At 40.5% G+C, this 19,827-nt stretch carries 16 protein-coding genes; 8 read left to right on the top strand and 8 right to left on the bottom strand.

All coding sequences use genetic code 11. The features are described 5' to 3' along the window. Nucleotides 1–2: 2 nt before the first annotated feature. Together MSI_RS07400 and MSI_RS07395 are read left to right on the top strand one after the other, a co-directional pair. Complete coding sequence (locus tag MSI_RS07400) at nucleotides 3–4,424, top strand: InlB B-repeat-containing protein (RefSeq protein WP_009105367.1); 4,422 nt, start codon at nucleotides 3–5, stop codon at nucleotides 4,422–4,424. Between the two features lie 158 nt (nucleotides 4,425–4,582). Then, the gene (locus MSI_RS07395; protein ID WP_009105366.1) at nucleotides 4,583–5,881 is read left to right on the top strand and encodes a glucose-1-phosphate adenylyltransferase; all 1,299 of its coding nucleotides are present in this window, start codon (nucleotides 4,583–4,585) and stop codon (nucleotides 5,879–5,881) included. A 305-nt stretch (nucleotides 5,882–6,186) separates the two neighbouring features. Here MSI_RS07395 and MSI_RS07390 read toward each other — a convergent pair whose 3' ends face one another. Genes MSI_RS07390 through MSI_RS07365 form a run of 7 tightly spaced genes read right to left on the bottom strand, consistent with a single transcriptional unit; the run spans nucleotide 6,187 to nucleotide 12,327 of the window. Beyond that, nucleotides 6,187–7,530 (bottom strand): sigma-54 dependent transcriptional regulator, encoded by a 1,344-nt coding sequence (locus MSI_RS07390; protein WP_009105365.1) that lies wholly within the window; start codon nucleotides 7,528–7,530, stop codon nucleotides 6,187–6,189. Between the two features lie 41 nt (nucleotides 7,531–7,571). Then, nucleotides 7,572–8,801 (bottom strand): nitrogen regulation protein NR(II), encoded by a 1,230-nt coding sequence (locus MSI_RS07385; protein ID WP_009105361.1) that lies wholly within the window; start codon nucleotides 8,799–8,801, stop codon nucleotides 7,572–7,574. Then, nucleotides 8,786–9,760: a hypothetical protein gene (locus MSI_RS07380; protein WP_009105359.1), complete on the bottom strand. Its 975-nt coding sequence runs from the start codon at nucleotides 9,758–9,760 to the stop codon at nucleotides 8,786–8,788. The genes MSI_RS07385 and MSI_RS07380 overlap by 16 nt, the downstream gene beginning before the upstream one ends. Next, nucleotides 9,741–10,016, bottom strand: coding sequence for a hypothetical protein (locus MSI_RS13985; protein ID WP_009105356.1), 276 nt, complete (start codon nucleotides 10,014–10,016; stop codon nucleotides 9,741–9,743). The genes MSI_RS07380 and MSI_RS13985 overlap by 20 nt, the downstream gene beginning before the upstream one ends. After that, nucleotides 10,016–10,498: a CvpA family protein gene (locus tag MSI_RS07375; protein ID WP_009105355.1), complete on the bottom strand. Its 483-nt coding sequence runs from the start codon at nucleotides 10,496–10,498 to the stop codon at nucleotides 10,016–10,018. The genes MSI_RS13985 and MSI_RS07375 overlap by 1 nt, the downstream gene beginning before the upstream one ends. Beyond that, complete coding sequence (locus MSI_RS07370) at nucleotides 10,495–11,658, bottom strand: glycosyltransferase (RefSeq protein WP_009105354.1); 1,164 nt, start codon at nucleotides 11,656–11,658, stop codon at nucleotides 10,495–10,497. The genes MSI_RS07375 and MSI_RS07370 overlap by 4 nt, the downstream gene beginning before the upstream one ends. Nucleotides 11,659–11,718: 60 nt before the next feature. Beyond that, nucleotides 11,719–12,327, bottom strand: coding sequence for a hypothetical protein (locus tag MSI_RS07365; RefSeq protein ID WP_009105353.1), 609 nt, complete (start codon nucleotides 12,325–12,327; stop codon nucleotides 11,719–11,721). Nucleotides 12,328–12,455: 128 nt separating this feature from the next. Here MSI_RS07365 and MSI_RS07360 point away from each other — a divergent pair, with 128 nt between their 5' ends. The 3 genes from MSI_RS07360 to MSI_RS07350 all read left to right on the top strand — a co-directional run bounded on the left by MSI_RS07360 (nucleotide 12,456) and on the right by MSI_RS07350 (nucleotide 15,257). Next, nucleotides 12,456–13,463, top strand: a complete 1,008-nt coding sequence (locus tag MSI_RS07360) for a hypothetical protein (protein WP_009105351.1) — start codon at nucleotides 12,456–12,458, stop codon at nucleotides 13,461–13,463. 25 nt (nucleotides 13,464–13,488) lie between these two features. After that, the gene (locus MSI_RS07355) at nucleotides 13,489–14,748 is read left to right on the top strand and encodes an alpha-amylase family protein (RefSeq protein ID WP_009105349.1); all 1,260 of its coding nucleotides are present in this window, start codon (nucleotides 13,489–13,491) and stop codon (nucleotides 14,746–14,748) included. A 275-nt stretch (nucleotides 14,749–15,023) separates the two neighbouring features. Then, entirely contained in the window at nucleotides 15,024–15,257 is a 234-nt protein-coding gene (locus MSI_RS07350) for a hypothetical protein (RefSeq protein ID WP_009105347.1), read from the top strand. 6 nt (nucleotides 15,258–15,263) lie between these two features. Here the strand turns inward: MSI_RS07350 and MSI_RS07345 are convergent, their stop codons facing one another. Continuing rightward, on the bottom strand, nucleotides 15,264–15,641 hold the full coding sequence (locus tag MSI_RS07345; RefSeq protein WP_155815531.1) for a VanZ family protein: 378 nt from the start codon (nucleotides 15,639–15,641) through the stop codon (nucleotides 15,264–15,266). Between the two features lie 120 nt (nucleotides 15,642–15,761). On the opposite strand from MSI_RS07345, the gene thiI reads away from it, so the two are divergent. From thiI to priA, 3 genes are read left to right on the top strand one after another with little or no spacing between them, the layout of a single operon-like run. Beyond that, nucleotides 15,762–16,961, top strand: coding sequence for a tRNA uracil 4-sulfurtransferase ThiI (thiI, locus tag MSI_RS07340; RefSeq protein WP_009105345.1), 1,200 nt, complete (start codon nucleotides 15,762–15,764; stop codon nucleotides 16,959–16,961). Between the two features lie 3 nt (nucleotides 16,962–16,964). Beyond that, entirely contained in the window at nucleotides 16,965–17,753 is a 789-nt protein-coding gene (locus MSI_RS07335) for a uracil-DNA glycosylase family protein (RefSeq protein WP_009105344.1), read from the top strand. A gap of 5 nt (nucleotides 17,754–17,758) precedes the next feature. Further along, entirely contained in the window at nucleotides 17,759–19,768 is a 2,010-nt protein-coding gene (gene priA / locus MSI_RS07330) for a primosomal protein N' (RefSeq protein WP_009105343.1), read from the top strand. Nucleotides 19,769–19,827 lie beyond the last annotated feature (59 nt).

Below are 19,827 nucleotides of genomic sequence, written 5' to 3'. Positions count from 1 at the left end.
TTATGAAAATTAAGAAGCTTTTATACATTTTTGCCACAAGTCTTATTTTTGCAGGCTGTTCAAACCTTCTGGAAGATAATTTTAATAGCTCTTCTTCCGTTAGCAGTTCAAACTCAGAAACAAAAGGAGAAGCAAGCCTTAAAATTGCCCTTGCAGACGATAGCTCAAGAACTGCACTCCCTCAGTACTCAAAAAGCGACCTTACCCTGCTTACCCTGCGCTATGCAGAGAACTATTCAGACAGTGTATTAGACACTACAACTTCAGATGAAGTTACCGTAGGAGTCTGGAAAAGTGAAGCCGAAATGTCAGAGCAAAGCCTTGCCTTCCAAACAGGAACCTACACCTTCAGATTGGTTGTAGTAGCAAAAGGCGGCGCTGTTTTTGGCGACGAACAGAGAATTACAATCAATAAGGGAGAAAATACACTAACCTTCTCTCCTACTATGGAATTCTTTCTTACAGATTATTCTGGAAACGGAAATCTTTGCATTAAAATGCGCTACAACACAAAAAACGTTGCAAAAGTAACAGCAGGCATTTACTCAATAAGAGGAGAAGAAATTCCAGGCTTTAATGATGAAGAGCTTACTCTAACAAGCAGCGGACAAACGAAATACGAAAAGACAGACATTCCTGCCGGAAACTGTATTGTAATCTTTAAATTCTTTGCAGATGAAGCAAAAACCCTTTTGTTAGGAACCTACCGTGAATACGCTTCTATTGTAGACGGTTTAACAAGTACTTCTGATTGTGTCGTAAATTCACTGGGAAATCTTTTTAGCATTACACTTGAAACTAATGGAGGAACTTTAAAAAACGCATCCACATTCCCAGGTTCTTACACAAGACAGTCTGCTGACATTACTTTACCAGACGCCTCAAATATTGAATACGAAAACCATGATTTTGCAGGCTGGTACACGGATCCAGATTTTACTGGAAGCGAAATGTCTTTTATTCCAAGCGGAACTACAGGAGACCTTGTTTTATATGCAAGATGGATTCCAAAAATTATAATCTCCTACTCTCCAAACGGAGGAAGCATTAAAACAGACCGCCAGATTGCAACACCAGATTCAGATGGTACAATAACCTTGCAAACACCTGACGAACTTGGACTTACCCCACCAAAAAGCGGAATAAAATTTTTAGGCTGGGGTCTTACAGGTACAACAGTCATTCCTTCAACTGCTGTATATCATGAAGAAGCCTACGACTTTACACCTTTAGCAGACAGTGAAGACACCACTCAAAAAGAGTCCTTTGTTATTTACGACAAAGACAGCAGCGATACTGAAATAACAAGTGCAAAAATTTTAACAAAAGAAAACCTTGTTCTTTACGCAATCTGGACTTTATCTCAAATAAATCCTGATCCAAACAATAAAAATGCAGCAAGATCATTATTAGATTTTGATGGCGACGGACTTACAGACTGGGAAGAAGTTTATCAATATCATACAGACCCTATGTGTAAAGATACAGATGGCGACGGCTGGACAGATAAACAGGAGCTTACCTTATATAATCAAGATAAACTATCCTTCAGTCCTCTTATTGCAGACACACCTTTTGTTGATGTAGAAATTACCGGAAAACCAGAAATTTACTATGTTTACACGAATACACAGGGTAAAAATATAACAGAAATTCAAACTACAACAGAAGGAACAACTGGTAGCCATTCCGAAACCAACACAAACACAAAAAGCTTTAATATGACCCATGGCTGGAATGCCAGCACAAGCCACAAATGGGGGACGAAAACTACACTTAGCGCCGGCGGCGCAGGTCAGTTAGCTGCAGGCTGGCACAAAACTGAAAAAACTTACGAAGGCGGATTTACTATCGGTTTTTCTGGCAGTTACTCCTCGGGAGATACCTACACCTTTGCAAATTCTGATACAGCAGGCTGGTCAAAATCCTGGCAGAACGGCCGAAATATAAGTGAATCTAACAGTAAAACAATTACGGGCGGAAAAGTAGTAATTCCTGTAAAACTTAAGAACAAAACCGAAGTTGGCTATACAATAAAAGCCATAACCATAGCAATAAACAAATTGCCTTATGGAAAAAAGAATCTTAAAGTTCCTATTGGCAGCTATTCTACAAATTCAGCCATGACTCTCCGCCCTAACTCAGAAACTGGTCAATTTAATATTACCCTCAACCTTACTACAGGAGAAACAGAGCAGCTTTTAAAATATTCAAATACAATTCTTGTAGAAATTTCAGGCTTTCAGATTACAACATTTAAAGACAGCCAGTCCGGCAACAACGACTTTACAGAAGCACTTACAGAAGTTCGTGCCCGCACGGCAGCAGTCTACATAGACTGCGGTTTAAATAACAAAAAAAGAATACCAAAAACCTATAACGTTGCTGTAAAAAACAAATTTAATCCTGAAGCAACAAGTTTAAATGACCAGTACCAGCCGGTGACATTAAAAGAAATTTTTAATGAAATCCTTCAACTGGAAGAAAATTCCACTTCTAAAAATGGTTACGAGCTATACACCCATGCAAATGGCAAAAAGACTTTAAAAACACTTTATGGCGTTACTAACGGAGCTACACCTAAAGAAGGTTCCTGGTACATTGATCACACCCGTATGGATAACGGAATATTAAAAAAGGATAATTATCCATCTTTCTGGGACGGAAATAAACTGGATGCCTGGAATTTTGAAGACATTACTGTAAATGCAGGTGATGAAATAAACATTTACTTTGATGTAGATATGGATGAAGATAATGTTCCTCTTAATGTAGAAAAAATACACGGTATAAGTGACTATAAAAAAGACACAGACGGTGATTACCTTACAGATTACCAAGAAATTTACGGCTGGTATAAACCTGGTCTTCATAAAGAAGCATACCGAAATGAGATTCAGGATTATGCTGATAATGAAGATAACCGGGTTTATTCAAATCCTGCTCTGAAAGATACCGACGGAGATGGTCTGGATGATTACTCTGAAAATGGTATAGTAGACCCTGATCCTATATTCTCTTATATAAGAAACGACAGAAGAATAAACACCGCTAAATGTTTTTACACTACTAACCTGCTTTCAGAAAAAAAGGAAAAACTTGATCTTACTGAACACGGAAACGAAGATGAAGCAAATCCTGCAACCATGTCTGTTCCTATAGAAACAGACATGGATACAATTTACCTTGATATTACACCAAGAAATGATTTTGCCGTAATTCAATATCAAACAACGGTAAAAGATGAACATGGAACAGAAACATATGAATGGCGCGATTTAAAGTCAACCTCAAAAATAAGCCTGAATATGGGAAAAAACATAATTAAGCTTAAATCATACGTTACAAACTATACACCAGAAAATGAAAGTGAAAAAACAGAATATTTCTGGAATGTTGTGGTAATCTCTACTTTTAAAGACTTAAAGAATTTTAATGTTGAACCTTTGAAAAATGAAGACGGGGCTGTAATTATTTCCTGGGATGCCTATTCAGACACAAGAACAGACGCCTCTACCGGCGGTTACGTTCTTTACGGAAGGAAAAGCAATACAGAACCAGCAGACATTGACAGCTACCTAACTCAGACAAAACTTATGGGAGCAGGAACCAGTACATCAAATCTGAAAGAAAAAGATGAATTCTTTATAAAACTATCATCAGACCAGATTGGCTCTACAAATACAGTTACACTGAATCTTGAATCTCAAAAAGATTACTGGATATATCTTTACGCTTATGCCCATAAATCAACTGCAGACACCTTTATCAAAAAGCAACTTGCTAAAGACAGTTTTAAAACAGAATTAAGCAGAAAAACAAGGCTCTGCTTTTATGCCCACTATGTAAAAGATATAGAAGATGAAGACGGTGGCTGCGACCCTCAATACTACTGGTCATTCTCCGGAAATAACGACTGTATAGATTTAACCAAATGCGAACTAAAATCAAATCGAACTCAGGATTTTGATGTTAAAGACGAGGGCGATGCCTTGTATTATACCTTTGGAGGAGAGGGCAACTTTGTTGACTATTATGCATCAACCCCTGTAAAGTTTTCTACCAGTACTAAAAAAGTAATCAGCGAAGTTTCCCGCGATGAAGAACATATTTTTACCCTTTACTGGAACGCCTGGGAAAAGGATCCTGGAAGTTCTGATGACTACCTTGGTTACGTAAAGGCAGACTTCCATTACTCCCCTGCAGAGGATAAATGGACTTGCACATGGGAGCCAGGAGGAGGTAAAGGAAATGGAGTACTTACAACATCTTTTGGTGGTTCTAGTACAATAAAAAAAGGACAAAAAACAAATGGAAATGTCTGGAAGTTATATAACCCAAGTTATGGTGAAATCGAAATGCACTGGGACTGGTCATGGGATGTTGAAACTGAAGACGACTTGAAAAATAATCAGGGCAAGTAAGGGACTCTAATTTTTTCAAGATTATATTAATCACCTTCCAAAGCGGAAGGTGATTTTTTTGGTTTAAAGTAAACGAAACTTTTTGCCTTTTGTAACAATCAGATATATAATTAATTAAATAGAATATTTTAATCGTATACAATTTTAAGGAGACAACTATGGCCGATTATGAAGAGCCTCGCGTACTTGCAATTATCTTAGGCGGTGGAAAAGGAACCCGTCTTTACCCTCTTACAAAAGAGCGTTCAAAACCAGCAGTTTCATTCGGCGGTAAATACCGAATTGTAGATATTCCAATTTCAAACTGCATCAACTCTGGTTATAAGAAAATTTACCTTCTTACCCAGTTCAATTCAGCTTCACTCCACCTTCACATTTCAAATTCCTACAATTTTGACCGCTTTTCTAACGGTTTCGTAGAAATTCTTGCCGCAGAGCAGACACTTGAACATTCAGGCTGGTATGAAGGAACTGCAGACGCCGTTCGCAAAAACTTCATCCACTTTAAGACTCAAAAGCCTACTCACTACATCATTTTGTCTGGAGACCAGCTTTACAAGATGGATTTGAAGGCATTTATGGATGCCCACATCAAATCTGGCGCAAATATCACTATTGCCGCTACTGCAGTAAACCGTCAGGATGCAACCGGCTTTGGTATCATGAAGATTGACAGCGAAAACAACATCAAGGAATTCATGGAAAAACCAAAGGCAGATTTGAACATCGACGCATGGAAGATTCCAAAAGAAGCCCGCGATCCAGCCCTTCCTGAAGAAAAAGAATACCTTGCTTCTATGGGTATCTACATTTTTGATGCTCAGACAATGGAAGATATGCTGGGTGGCGAAAATGAGCGCTATACAGACTTTGGTAAAGAGATTATTCCGCTTGCAATCGGCAAGAAAAAGATCTGCTCATATACCTTCGACGGCTATTGGGAAGATATCGGAACTATCCGCAGCTTCTATGATGCAAACATTGAGCTTACATCTGACCAGCCACGCTTCAACTTCTACAGCGCTGTAAAACCAATTTACACACATGCCCGCAACCTGCCACCTTCAAAAATCAACAAGGCCGACATTGACCACACTTTGACTTCTGAAGGATGTATTATTTCTGACAGTAAGCTTAAGAACAGCGTAATTGGTGTACGTTCTGTTATTAATGAAGGCTGTGAGCTGGATGGCGTTATCATGATGGGTGCCGACTATTACGATACTCATGAAGAAAAAGCCGCTTATAGAAAGGAAAAAACACCTGTTACAGGTATCGGAAAGAACTGTAAGATTGCAAAAACAATCATCGATAAGAACGCAAGAATCGGTGATAACTGTAAAATCGGTGTTTCCGGCAAGAAATACGAAGACGGTGACCACGGAAGCTTCTACAGCGCAGACGGAATCATCGTTATCCGTAAGGGTGCAGTAATTCCAAGCGGTACAGAAATCTAAAGAATAGAAGAATAATACCGATAATTAAAGCGATGTCTAAAAAAGGCATCGCTTTTTTTTATGTCTCAGGCAAGTTTTATGCATTTGAAATTGCATAAATATACAGTTTTTATGCATAAAGATTTCAAAACCACTATACATAGTTCCTAAAGTGTATAATTTCGTATTTTTTGCGATTTTCGGACTTATAAATTTTATTATACACTATTTTCACCCGCCTCTTTTAAATAAAAAAAAGACTGTATTAAATACCTTACATGTAAAGCAAATAATACAGTCTTATTTTGTATACAATTTAAAATCAGCTAATCTTCGTCATTTTCGCCTAATTTTCGGTGTAAAGTCTTACGTCCTATACCCAGAATATCAGCAGTTTTACTCTTATTTCCGTCATTAAAGGCAAGATTTTCTTTAATAATAATAAGCTCTGCTTCTTCCATTGGCATACCAATTGGAATTGTAATTACCTTTTCATCGCTCTTTTCGCGCACGCTGGATGGTAAATCATCAATTTTGATTTCTTCTCCGTTACACATAACAACTGCACTTTCTACGCAGTTTTTAAGTTCACGGATATTTCCAGGCCAGCTGTATTTTAGCATTGCAGCTTTTGCCCTGTTATCAAAGCCCTTGATGTTCTTTTCGTTTTCGATGTTGAACTCGCGCAAAAAGGAATGCATCAAAAGAGGGATGTCATCTTTTCGCTCTCGAAGACTTGGCATTTCAATTCTTACAACGTTCAAGCGGTAATACAAATCTTCGCGGAATTTTCCGTTCTTAACTTCTTCTTCAAGATTGCGGTTTGTAGCAGCTACAACGCGAACATCCACACTGATAGTTTCTGTTCCGCCTACCCGTTCAAATTTCTTTTCCTGCAGAGCACGCAAAAGCTTAACCTGAGTTGCCTGATTAATTTCTCCAATTTCGTCCAAAAATAAAGTTCCGCCGTCTGCAAGTTCAAAGCGTCCTTTACTCATGGAATCGGCTCCGGTGTAGGCTCCCTTTTCGTGACCAAAAAGTTCGCTTTCCAAAAGGGTCTCACTCAGGGCTGCACAGTGGACAGAAATAAAAGGCTTATCTTTTCGCGGTGACTGATTATGAATTGCGTGGGCAACCAGCTCCTTACCAACACCGCTTTCACCGGTAATCAGAACACTGGCTTTGGCAGGGGCAGCTTTTTGAATCATGGTTCGCACGTGATTAAGCTCGGAAGATTTTCCAATCATCTCATCAACCGAGTCTGCCTTGTTGAGCCTTGCCAGAAGTTCCTTATTCTGGTTTGCAAGTTCCTTTCCGCGAAGGGCATTTTTTACAATCAGGTTCAGGTGATCAAGATCAAGCGGCTTGGTCAAAAAATCATAGGCACCGGATTTAATTGCATTGGTTGCGTCTTCAATGCTTCCGTGGCCTGTCAAAACAATAATAGGAATTCCGGGATTTTCTGTCGTAACACGACGCACAACTTCCTCGCCCGAAATGCCGTCCATGCGAAGGTCGGTAATTACAAGGTCAATTCCGCCTTTGGCAATCAGGGCAAGACCTTCCTTTCCGCTGGCAGCTTTTTTTACCTCGTAACCTTCAAGTTCAAAATTGTCGGCAAGTCCATTACGGATATTTTCTTCATCATCAATAGTAAGTATTGTAAACATGTTGCCTCTCTGTAAGGCGGCCGATCAGAGCCGCCGGAGTTTTATTTCAAGAGTTTTGTATTGTCCTGAGGGAGCGGAAATGTAAGGGTAAAAACACTGCCCCTTCCTTCCTGCGACTGCACCTGAATCTCGCCTGAAAATTCCTTTACGATTTTATAAACCATGGTCATTCCAAGTCCGGTGCCGTTTGCTTTAGTTGTAAAATATGGCTCAAAAATACGGCTTACAGTCTGAGAATCCATTCCAATTCCGTTATCGCTGATTTTTATTACGTATTTTATGCCGTTAGTGCCGCATTCAATCTTAAAAAGTCCCTTAAAAGCAGAATCATCATCTGCTTTTCGCTCAATATTACATTCCGGGAATTTAGATTTAATTGCCGCAAGCGCGTTCTGTGAAAGATTCATAATCACTTCGCGCAAAAGCTTTTCATCAATCATAATTCGCTGGCTCGAATTAGAAATAACTTCCACTCCAACATTAAAGCGGTTGAACTCGGCCTTAAAAAAGTCTGCAATGTTTTTTATCAGAAGAGCCGGGTCTTTTAGCTGCAAAGTGGCATTTACAGGGCGGACTGCAAACAAAAAGTCCATTACAAGGCGGTTTAAGTGCTCAATTTCTTCATTTACAACATCAATATGGTCTTCTACAAACTTTTTTGCAGGTAAAAGGTCATTATTTGCGCGTGCCTTTTCCAGCGCCTTCTGCACCAGCTGAATGTGAATTGAAATTGCTCCCAGCGGATTTTTAATGTCGTGAGCCATTCCTGCAGCAAGATTTGTAAGATTTGCCAAATTTTCCATGCGGTGAGCAAGCACATCCTGATTTTTTTTGTCGGTTACATCGCGGATAAGGATTACCCGGCCGCATAAATCGCAGTTTTTAACAAGAGGATTAATCTGAATGTTCAAAAAACGCACGTTTCCGGCTTCATTTACCACAGAAAAGTCTTCCGAAGAGTTTGTTGTACCCTTCTGGGCGCAGTTTTTAATAAAAGCTGCAATATCAGCGTCATCAATCAGCTCCCACAAAGGCACTGTACCGGGATTTGTATCATCAAGATGGGCAGAAAAGTTCAGCTGATTTTCTGAAACCCGGTTACTCTGCAAAAGCCTGTAATCTTTATCTACAATTATGATTCCCGCCGAAAGGGATTCCATAATTGAATCATAATTTTCAATTTCACTTGCCATATCCCCCAAAAGAGAAGCAAGCTGTTCCCGAGAAAACTTATCGATTTTCTGAGTTACTCGTTTTACATAACCGCGCATTTGAAAATATTTCCGCCTCTTGCATTTAATGCCGCAAGGTCACGAAGAAGAATTTCCAGCGCCCCCTGCGGAGTCTGATTATAAAGAGTTATGTTATCCCAGGTATTTCTGAGGATTTTTGTAGTTTCAAAAGCCGCTTCTGCCCCTTCAGGAGTATTTTTGAGCGGTCGCTGGCGAAGCATTATGTTTTCCAAAAAGATTTTTAATTCAACACGAGGGTTAAAGTTCCCGCATTTCTTTACAATATCAGAAATTGAAGGATAATTTTTCTTTACAATGGAATCAAAAAGCAGATCCGACTGAGCCTTAATGTCTTCCGGCTTTACAGGAAGGAAGGTCAAAAGATATTCGTTTATGGAGCCGCTAAAAGCGTCGTTGTGGAAAACGCGGGTAATTACATCTTTCTGCTCGCTAACTGAGCGGTCTTTAAAGTTATAGGTTCTTACACGCGAAAGAATTGTCTGCATGATTGCGTTTCTTTTAGAAGTTAAAAGAATAAATACTACATCAGCAGGAGGCTCTTCAAGAATTTTTAGAAGGGCGTTACGCACACTGGACTGCATGCGCTCTGCATTTTCGATGATGATTGTTTTTTTGCCCTCTTCGCTCTTAATATGAGCCCAGGCTTCCATGTTACGAATCTGGCTTACAGGAATTGAATCGTAAAGAAAGTCTGTTTCCAGGTCTAAGGATTTTTTTTCCAGTCCATCGCAGATTTTTTCCAGCTCTTCATAGTCAGGAAGTTCGCGGGGAAAGTCCAGTTTTTCAAGATTTTCGTTTATATCAGCAATTATCGTGCCGATTTTATTAAGGTTTTTATCGCCCTGCCACAAAATGTCGCTAAAGCGGAGGGTTAATTTTCTTATACTTCGCAAAAAAAGATAGCGGGCAGCATTCAAAAAAGTCGCATTAGAAGATACTGCATTCAAAAAGGTCTTTTTAGAGGCAGAGATTTCCAAAAAAGCAATCCCGTGGTCCCAGTAAAAGGATATTTGTACAGGTAAGAGCCTTATGCTGCAGGCAGGAAGGACAGGTACAGTCAAAACGGCGGCTGCCCCCCTGGTGGCAGGAAAGAATACGGGCTGTTTCAAGCGCCGCAGTTAATTTTCCGCTTGCCTCTGAGCCTGAAAAAAGCACAGCACCCGGCAGGAGCTTATTTTTAATATCAGAAATTAAGTCTTTTGAAACAGACTGATTAACAAGATTTTCGTACATTAGGCAGCCTCTACAGTTTTTTGAAGCAGTGGCGAAGAAAATACAAGCCCCATCAGATGAGCAAAAAAGCTTTCTTTAAGAAGATTTCCCAGGTTTACAAAAGGCTGCACATTCAGAATGAAAATAATGAGGCAGACAATTGCAAAGCCTTCTACCAGCCCGAATAAAAGTCCAAGTCCCCGGTCAAGGCTTTTTAAGAGCGTAATCTGAAAGATTTTTTCCAGAATCATTTCGCAGATTTTTACAAGAAGAAAAACTGCAACAAAAACAATTAAAAATCCAAGTACATTGCAGGCAAGCGGACTATTGATTTTTGCAAGCAGGGCTGCTGCAACCTTTTTATAAAAGAAAACACCCCCGATAATTCCAAGTACCCAGGCAGCTTTTCCAAATACCTCGGCTAAAAAGCCCTTGCAGAAGGCAACGAGTCCAAAAATCACAATCAAAATACAGAAAAAATAATCAACTGGCACAAAGGTCATTTTGTTTCCTCGTATATAATTTCGGCAATTTTCTGCGCAGGCTTTTGCTCTCCGCAAAGTTTTTTAAGTTCTGCGGCAAAGTTTTCGCGAACAGAAGGCTCCAGCATTTTTGTAAGTTCTGTTTTCATGTTTTCAGAAGTTGCAGCATCTCCAATCAGAACAAGGGCAGAATGATTTTCTTCAAAGAATTTTGCATTGTCTACCTGATCACCGCGGGTTCCACTTCCGCACAAAGGAATTAAAAGCATTGGCTTATAGAGAACCGCAGCCTCCCAGATGGAGTTTGCGCCGGCACGGGAAAGAACTACATCGGCTGCCGCAACAACATCAGGCATTTCCTTGTAAATAAACTGATAAGGCTTGTAGGAGTCGCCGTATTTTTCTTTAAGCTCCCCTTCCCTGTTTTCATCATTATTCAATAGTCCAGTCTGGTGAACCACAGTAAAACGCTGGCATAGCCAGTCTAAATTATCAAAAACAAGATTATTTATCTGGCGGGCACCTGACGAACCTCCCAAAACCAGAAGCAAAGGCTTACCGCTTGTCTGGATGCCTAAAAAACGCCTGCCCTGAAGGCCATCAGCCTTATAAAATACCGGACGGACAGGATTTCCGCTTACAATAACCCGTTCTTTATCAGCCTCAGAAAGCAGATTTTTTGTTTCTTCAAAAGAAACAAACATTTTTTTAGCAGATTTAAAATTAATTCTGTTGGCAAGGCCCAGCGAAAAATCACATTCATGAGTATAAACAGGAATATGCAAGAGACGGGCCGCAATACATGGAGGAACGCTTACAAAACCACCCTTAGAAAAAAGTACGCAGGGACGGTTCTTTTTAAGGATGAAAAAGGCAGAAACAAAGCCTGCGAAAATCTTAAATAAATCAAAAAAATTCTGAAGGGAAAAATAGCGGCGAAGTTTTCCGGAAGGAATACCGTAAAACTTTTCTACAGAAGGCTTACCAGACTCGCTCACGGCACTTTCTACGATTTTTTTATCCATACCTTTTGAACAGCCAAGCCAGATTATTTTCAGAGTCTGGTCTGAGCCAGACGCTCCTGCAAATTTTTTTATTTCATCGGCAACGGCAAGGCCCGGGTAAATATGCCCCCCGGTACCGCCGCCTGTAAATGCTACAAGATTTTTGTTTAATTTCATACTATATAATATAGCATAAAAAATGAGTTTGCGCTATTTGGCACAATAAGATGCCTGAGCCTAGTAGACAAAATTGCTGTCTCGTAATTGTGTAAGAAGTTCTATTGTTTCTGCTTTATTTTTTTCAGAAAGAGTAGGATTAATTTCTTCAAAAAGAGCCCTGAAATTCTGGTCATTCTTGGCTGTGCTTTCCGGTAGCACTAGATTATATTTTTCTGCAAGCCCTGTTCTGATACGGTTTCTGTGCTCTATACAGACAACAGTTTCAAAAAGTGTACCAAAATCTGTAAGGTAAACATTGCTTCCGTTGTCATTAAAAATTACAGTTCTATCATATTCTTTTAAGATAGCCTTTGATTTTTGACCGTTTTCTTCCTTTACATCACATTCAATGCGCGAAAGCATCTGCCCCTGAACGTATACCATACCAAGAATAACTTCGCCATCCTCATATTTTTCTGAATAATATACTGCAAAATCATCACTATCTTCGGATTTAGCAATCCACATATCAGAATAATTTTCTACAATATACATACCAAGCTGCTCAGCAACCTTTGCAACGCTCTTAAGATTACGTAGTTTTTCTGACTTAATTGTGATAGTCTTTGCAAAAGTAAGATTTACCAGAGCAAAAAGGGCTAAAATTAAAGACGTAAGTTTTTTCATGTGCTGCCTCCAAAAGTATGATATTTAATTATATGTCTGAAAGAGTCAAAAGACAAAAAAAAATCAGAAATCCTTTTTATAGTTGAAGTATTTTTCTGAAATAATAAAAACTTTCCGATAATAAAATTATGAAAAAGTCTGCTTTTATTTTGTTTTTCTTCTTTCTATTTAATTTTTGTTTTTCACAAAGCCTTCCTTCTTCCCTATATGGCATCTGGGAAGGGAAAGACCGCATTGTTTTTTTTGAAGAAAGTGAAGATGAGAGTGGAAAGCCACAGGCAGTGATTCTTCTTAAGGAATATTACGGCTGGTATTATGACAGAGCCGTTGAACCTAAAGAGTATGATGAAAAGGAGCCGAGAGTTCGTAATACAGGAACTACTAAAAAAGCCCAGCAGATTTACCTTGATGTAAAAAATTTGAAAGAAAAGGAAGGTCAGTTTACTGCTTTTGAGCTGGAAACAAGGCTTTCTCACCGGCAGAAAAATCTTGTTCCACTTTTGATTGCAGACGACAAAATCTTCCTTGATTTTTATCTTCAGGATGAAAATGATAAAAATATGTTTGTCGGACATTCCCTTTCCCGCGGAATTACAATGAATGAAGAGCCTTTGAAGGAAAATATCGGAGTTTTTTATCTGACAAAAGAAGGTAATTCTTATTACGACGTACGCTACTGGAAATCTGATATGGATTATGAAAGCCAAAAGGTTAATTTTATCCGTGATGATGTCAGTTTTATGATCCCAAAACACATAATTTCGCAAAATCAGAATTATTCCTGCGTAAGCGGGCGAAGTAAAAAAATCAGAAATCCCCAGGGAGCAATCTCTTTTGAAAAACGGGGCGTAAAGTATATGGGTGGAAATGCCGCAGACTCTCCTTTTTTAATTCTTGATAAAGAGCCTTATCTTGTCCGCCTGGCTGATAAAAAGACCTTGGAAGATTTAATGAAGATAGTAAAAGGGGCTAATTCACGCCGTAAGTCAGATCCCCCGGCACTTTTCCCGCCTCATGATCCTCCTCTGGACTGGCACTGGGATTTAATCGACGCCCTGGAAAAAAATAACCCTTATATTCAGGCTGTGCGTCAGCGCCAGAAGGATTTTGGACTTCGTGCGAAAGATTTACAATAGTTTATTATATAGAAGGATTTTAATTATGAAAAAAGTATTTCTTGCTTTGATGGTTTTAAATTTCAGTTTTCTTTTTGCAGTTCCAAAAGCAATAATTAAGGACGGTGCAATCTTACACTGCTGGTGCTGGTCATTTAAAACTATAGAAGAAAAACTTCCGGAAATTGCAGCAGCCGGTTTTACTGCAATTCAGACTTCTCCTATAAATACCTGTCTCCCGGGCGAAAATGGCGGGCTTGAACTTTTTGGCCGTAACGGGGGCGGAAAGTGGTATTACCAGTATCAGCCGATAGACTGGAAAATAGGAAACTATCAGCTGGGAAATCGCGAAGACTTTGAGCGTATGTGCAGAAAGGCAGAAAGTCTTGGAATCGGCGTGATTGTAGATGTCGTTCCAAATCATACCACACCTAAAAAAGAAGCACTTAATGCAGATTTTGTAAAGGCCTGCGGAGGAATGGATAAGCTTTACCATGCAAACAGCAGTCAGTCTGTAAAAAGTTTTGCAAACAGACTTCAGGCAACAAGCCATTCTATGGGCGGTCTTCCGGACGTAAACACAGAAAATCCCCTCTTTCAGACTTATTTTATGACCTTTATGAACGATGCCATTGATTGCGGTGCAGACGGTTTCCGTTTTGATACTGCAAAACATATCGCCCTTCCTGATGACCCGCTTGACCCTGCTGCAACAAAAAATAACTTCTGGCCTGTATTCACCGGGCAGGAGGCGGTTAACGGAATTAAACTTCATAGAGCCGGAGATTTGTTCTTGTACGGCGAAGTTTTGCAGGCAGAAAACACCCGCGAAAAAGATTATGCAAAGTATCTTGCAGTTACAGCAAGTCATTACGGAAAAACTCTTCGCAGTCAGGTAAAAAGCGATTCTCTTTCTGCAAAATATCTTAAAAACTGGCGCAACGATGCTGGTGGAGACCGTCTTGTAACCTGGGTTGAATCTCACGACACTTACGCAAACGAAGGAGAAAGTGCAAAGCTTACAAATTTCCAGCTTCGTGCAGGCTGGGCAGTAATTGCGGCACGAAAAGAAGGTACACCTTTGTTTTTCAGCAGGCCAAAGGGCGCAGAAGGAGTGCAGTTTCCGGGGGCATCAAAAATAGGAGATGCCGGAAATGATGAGTTTAAAAATCCTGAAGTAATTGCAGTAAATAATTTTAGAACTGCAATGCGTGGCGAAGATGAAAACATTTTTAATGCTGATGAAGATGGCGGAACTAAGATTTTATGCATTGAACGCGGAAAAAAAAGGGCTTGTAATTATTAACGCAGGAGAGGGAGTTAAGTTTAAGGCAAATACCTCTCTGCCAGATGGTGTTTACACCGACAGAGCTCACGACCTGCAATTCAAAGTAAAAAAAGGCATTATTACTGGAAAATTGAACTCTCAGCAGATATATGTAGTCTACTAATTTATAAAATATTTAAGAAATTTCTTAATATTTTTAAATAATTTTATTTACAACTATTAAAAAATGTTATATTATAATTTTCGGTTATAGTTATAACAAAAAGATATTTTTAAGAAAGGGGGCAAAAATTATGACAAAAGAACGTTTTGTATGTGAGTCTATTGATAAGGCTCTGGCACAGTGTTTTAATCCTGAAGTTTCCTGCGAAAAATACAACAAGTATCTTTTTAAGCTTGAAGGCAAGTTTGTTGATCTGGTTAGAAAAAACAAGATGTCTTACAACGAGTTTGCCCAGACAGACGACATTCTTGTTAGAATGAAGCATAAAAAGGTCGAAAGAATTGCAAGAGCAAAAGCGAAATAATTAATCTTAATGTTTCGCTTTAAGCCAGTTACTTACAAGGCTTACAAATTTAACATAAACTAAAGCTCCCAGCAGAGCTCCCAATGTATCTGCCATCCAGTCAAAAACTGATGCAGATCGTCCGGGAACAAAGCTCTGATGTATTTCATCACTTATTCCCCATAAACTTATAATTAAAAGCGGCAGCCAGACCTTTTTATAGGATTTTATATTGCAGGCAAAGGCTGTAAAAAAGCAGAATCCCGAATAACAGAAAAAATGCACCACCTTATCAGCATTCCAGAAGGAAGGCATATGTTCAAGATGTTCTTGTGAAGAAAGATAAAAGCTGCAGCTGGCAATAAAGATTGACGGAATCCATTTTAATATTTTTTTAAGCATCATATTTTCCTTAAAGTAAAATCATAATACTGTATTTGGCGAATTTTGGTCAAAGGTGTATTTTCTTCATCAATCTCATTTCCCCCGATTTTCAATTCCCCGTTTTTCCTCTATAATATAGATATGTTTACATATCTTGCAAAACTTGGCGAGCTTACTTTGAAGGGCTCGAATCTTCGCGATTTTGAAAATCTTCTGGCAAGAAATACCAGAAAGTGTCTTAGCGGAATTGATGCGCGCGTTGTTCTTCACGCGGGCCGAATGTATATCGAATGCGACGAAAAAGACAGCGAAAAAGTTGAATTCACATTAAATCATATTCTTGGAATTACAGGCTGGGCAAAGGCAGAGACCTGCGAAAAAGATATTGGAGCAATTAAGGCTACGGTTTACCAGATTGCCGAACGCCTGGCTGCAAAAGGCTGCAAAACTTTTAAGATTCAGGCAAAACGGGCAGAAAAGAACTTTCCTATGAACTCTTACGAAATCTGCTGCGAGGCAGCAGGCGACGTAGAAAAACTTATGAAGGTCGACGTTCACAAACCTGACTGCGTAATTTACGTTGAAGTTCGCGAAAAGGTTTTTGTTTATTCTGACGAAAACGTTGGCTGCCGGGGACTTCCTGTTGGTTCAAGCGGAAAAGGCCTTCTTCTTTTGAGCGGAGGCCTCGACTCCCCTGTTGCCGGCTACCGTATGCTACGCCGCGGCATGAAAATTGAATGTGTTTACTATCACTCATACCCTTACACTTCGGAGGAGGCACAGAAAAAGGTAGAAGACCTTGCACAGAAGCTGGCCTACTATGGAATCACTGTTTACCTCAATGTTATTCCTTTTACCGAAGTTCAGATGGAAATCAAAAAGAAGGCGCCGGAAGCCTGGTCTACCCTTATGCTCCGCGTCTGCATGATGAAGGTTGCAAACATTCTTGCAGCCCGCTGTAAGGCTCAGTGTATTATCACTGGCGAAAGTCTTGGTCAGGTTGCAAGCCAGACAATTGAAAACATGAACGTTACCGAGCATTTTGCAGACTTCCCTCTTCTTCGCCCTCTCTGCGGCCTGGACAAGGAAGAAATTATTGAAACTGCAAACTTTATCGACACTTACGAAACTTCAATTCTTCCTTACGAGGACTGCTGCGTACTTTTCAGCCCTAAGCATCCTGTTTTGCGCGGCCGAATTGAAGACGCCGAAGAAATCTATAAAAATCTTGGGGTCGACGAGCTTATTCAGAAGTCATTTGACGACAGAAAAATCATAAAGTTCACTTTTGGCAACGAGCCTGATGTCCGCACCGACAAAGACGATCCTAACGAGGCATAGGCAATGAAGGCAAGTGAAAAAGAGCTGATTTTTAATCTTCTCAAAAACGCCAGTGCGCAGGCTAACGGTGGCTTTGTGCCGTCTGCTTTTGCAAATAAGCCGATTTTTGAAGATGATGACACCCCTGCGCCAGAAATGCCTTCTAAAATCGAAGCGAGTGCCGGTTCAAATATTCAGGCAGCACCTTCCGCCGTGGTCTTAGGCGCCCAGTCAGACGCCAGCCCGCTCACAATCGAAAGCATCGCTTCAAAAATTTTAAAATGTACCCATTGTCAGCTTGCGCGAACCCGCACAAACGTTGTTCCAGGCGAAGGTGTTCCTCACCCGGAGGTTCTTGTTATCGGCGAAGGTCCCGGCTACGACGAGGATATGCAGGGCCGCCCATTTGTTGGAAAGGCCGGAATCCTGCTTGATAAAATGCTTGGTGCAATCGGACTTTCACGCACGACAAACTGCTTTATTGCAAACGTTGTAAAGTGCCGTCCGCCCCAGAACCGCGACCCATTTCCCGAAGAACAGGAAGCCTGTTTTTCTTTCCTTGAAGCTCAGATTAAAATCCTCAAACCTAAGATGATTTTGTGCATGGGACGTATTTCTGCCCATAAAATGCTTAATTCAGAAGAAGCAATAGGAAAGCTGAGAGGACAATTTTTTGAATTTTCAGGTATTCCCCTTATGGCAACCTATCACCCAAGCGCACTTCTCAGAAATCAGGATTTAAAGCGCCCGGCCTGGGAAGACCTTAAAAAATTCCGCCAGAAATTAGACACTCTTACAGGCGGCAATCAGTAATAAAAATGCTCTATCTGCAGATTATTATAAATCGTCCTGTAAACCAGCCCTTTACCTACTCTTATACTGCGCCGGAAGACGAAAAGCCTGAACTCCGCCCGGAGGTAGGAAAACGTGCTGAAATCATGTTCGGAAACCAGAAGCTTACAGGTTTTATAATGGAAATTACAGAACAGATTCCGCCCACCTGCCCGGTTGATGCTTCCAAAATCCGTCCTATAAAACGCATTTTAGATAAAGAGCCGCTTTTTGGTCCTGAACTTTTTGAAATGGCAAAATGGCTTTCGCACTATTATTTGTGTACTCTTGGAGAAGCTGTTTTTTCTATGATTCCTTCGGGAAGGCGCGAAACAAGTGCTGGCGGATTTTCTTTTGAAAACGAACTTACCGTTCCCCAGAAAAACATTCTGTCTGATGAGCAGAAAGCTGCGGTAGAAGAAATTCTTGCTTCTCAAAATACCGCTTCTGGCAAGGAAAAACTTTTTCACTATCTTTACGGACCGACGGGAACCGGAAAAACAGAAGTTTTTCTTACCCTCGCAGAACGCATACTTTCACAAGGAAAAGGAATAATCTATCTTGTACCGGAAATCAGCCTTACAGGTCAGGTTGCAACTTCTATTGCAGAACGCTTCGGGAACACAGCGGCAATCATTCATTCAGGTCTTACTCCAAGCCAGCGCCTTACCCAGTGGCATAAAATCATGCACAAGGAAGCGAGGGTAATTGTAGGAGCCCGTTCCGCAATTTTTGCACCGGTACCCGACTTAGGCCTTATTATTATTGACGAAGAGCACGACGGCTCTTATAAATCGGGAAACAATCCCCGCTATCACGCCCGCCAGGTTGCAATGAAAAGAGCTCAGAACTTAAAGATTCCTCTTGTAATGGGAAGTGCTACCCCTTCTGTAGAAGCCTGGTACGGTATGAAAACCGGCACTATTGTCCGCCATACACTTACAAAACGACTGGCCGGCGGAACTATGCCTCATATATCCTGCATAAACCTCAATCTTTACGGGACAGACGGCTGTATTTCAAAACCGCTTGAAGACGAAATTAAAAAGACACTTGATAATAAAAAGCAGACTATTTTGTTTTTGAATCGCCGCGGTTTTACCCACTTTTTCCGCTGCAATTCCTGCGGCTATGAACTTGTCTGCAAAAACTGCTCGGTGCCCCTTACCTACCACAAGGCCACCCACCGCCTGACCTGCCACTACTGCGGCTGGTCGATGACACCTCCACAAAGCTGCCCTTCCTGCGGCTCTCTGGATATTGGAAGTAACGGATTTGGTACAGAGTTTATAGAAGCAGAAACCCGGGCAAAATTCCCTAACGCAAGAGTTCTCCGTCTGGACACCGACGTAACCGGTAAAAAAGAAGAACTTCTTGCAAACCTGGAAGACTTCCGCCAGGGAAAATACGACATTTTACTTGGAACTCAGATGGTTGCAAAAGGATTAAACTTTCCTAACCTGCAGCTGGTCGGTGTTATTATGGCAGACGCAGGCCTACATATGCCGGACTTCCGCGCTTCAGAACGCACATTCTCACTCATAACTCAGGTTGCTGGCCGCGCTGGACGTTATTTCCCGGACGGAAAGGTTCTTGTACAGACTTATGATCCAAGCCGCGAACCGGTCTTATTCGCCTGCACAGGAAAAGTTATTGATTTTTACGAAAAAGAACTTGCCAACCGACAGCTTCTGGAATTTCCACCCTTCAGCCGCTTAGTGCGCATAGTATTCCGTTCCTTTAATAAGGCACTTGCCTGCCAGACCGCTAATGATGCTGCAAAAATTATAAGAGAAAACACTCCTCGCGAAGCTGAAATCATAGGACCGGCCGAATGTCCTATAGAAAAGATAAGTCAGAATTACAGATATCAGATTTTACTTAAAGGGAAATCTGTTATTCCCCTGCAGGCAGCAGCCCGTAAACTTGCTTTTGAATACACCCACAATCAGAATGTATATATTGAATACGACGTGGACCCTGTGAGCTTACTATAAAAATTAGCCACAGATACACACAGATTGACACAGATATTTTTTTATCTGTGTTTATCTGC

Origin of the sequence: Treponema sp. JC4, assembly GCF_000260795.1 — a bacterium.
In the GTDB taxonomy this organism is placed as follows: Bacteria; Spirochaetota; Spirochaetia; order Treponematales; family Treponemataceae; genus Treponema_D.
This window is presented reverse-complemented; position numbering and strand designations above follow the sequence as displayed.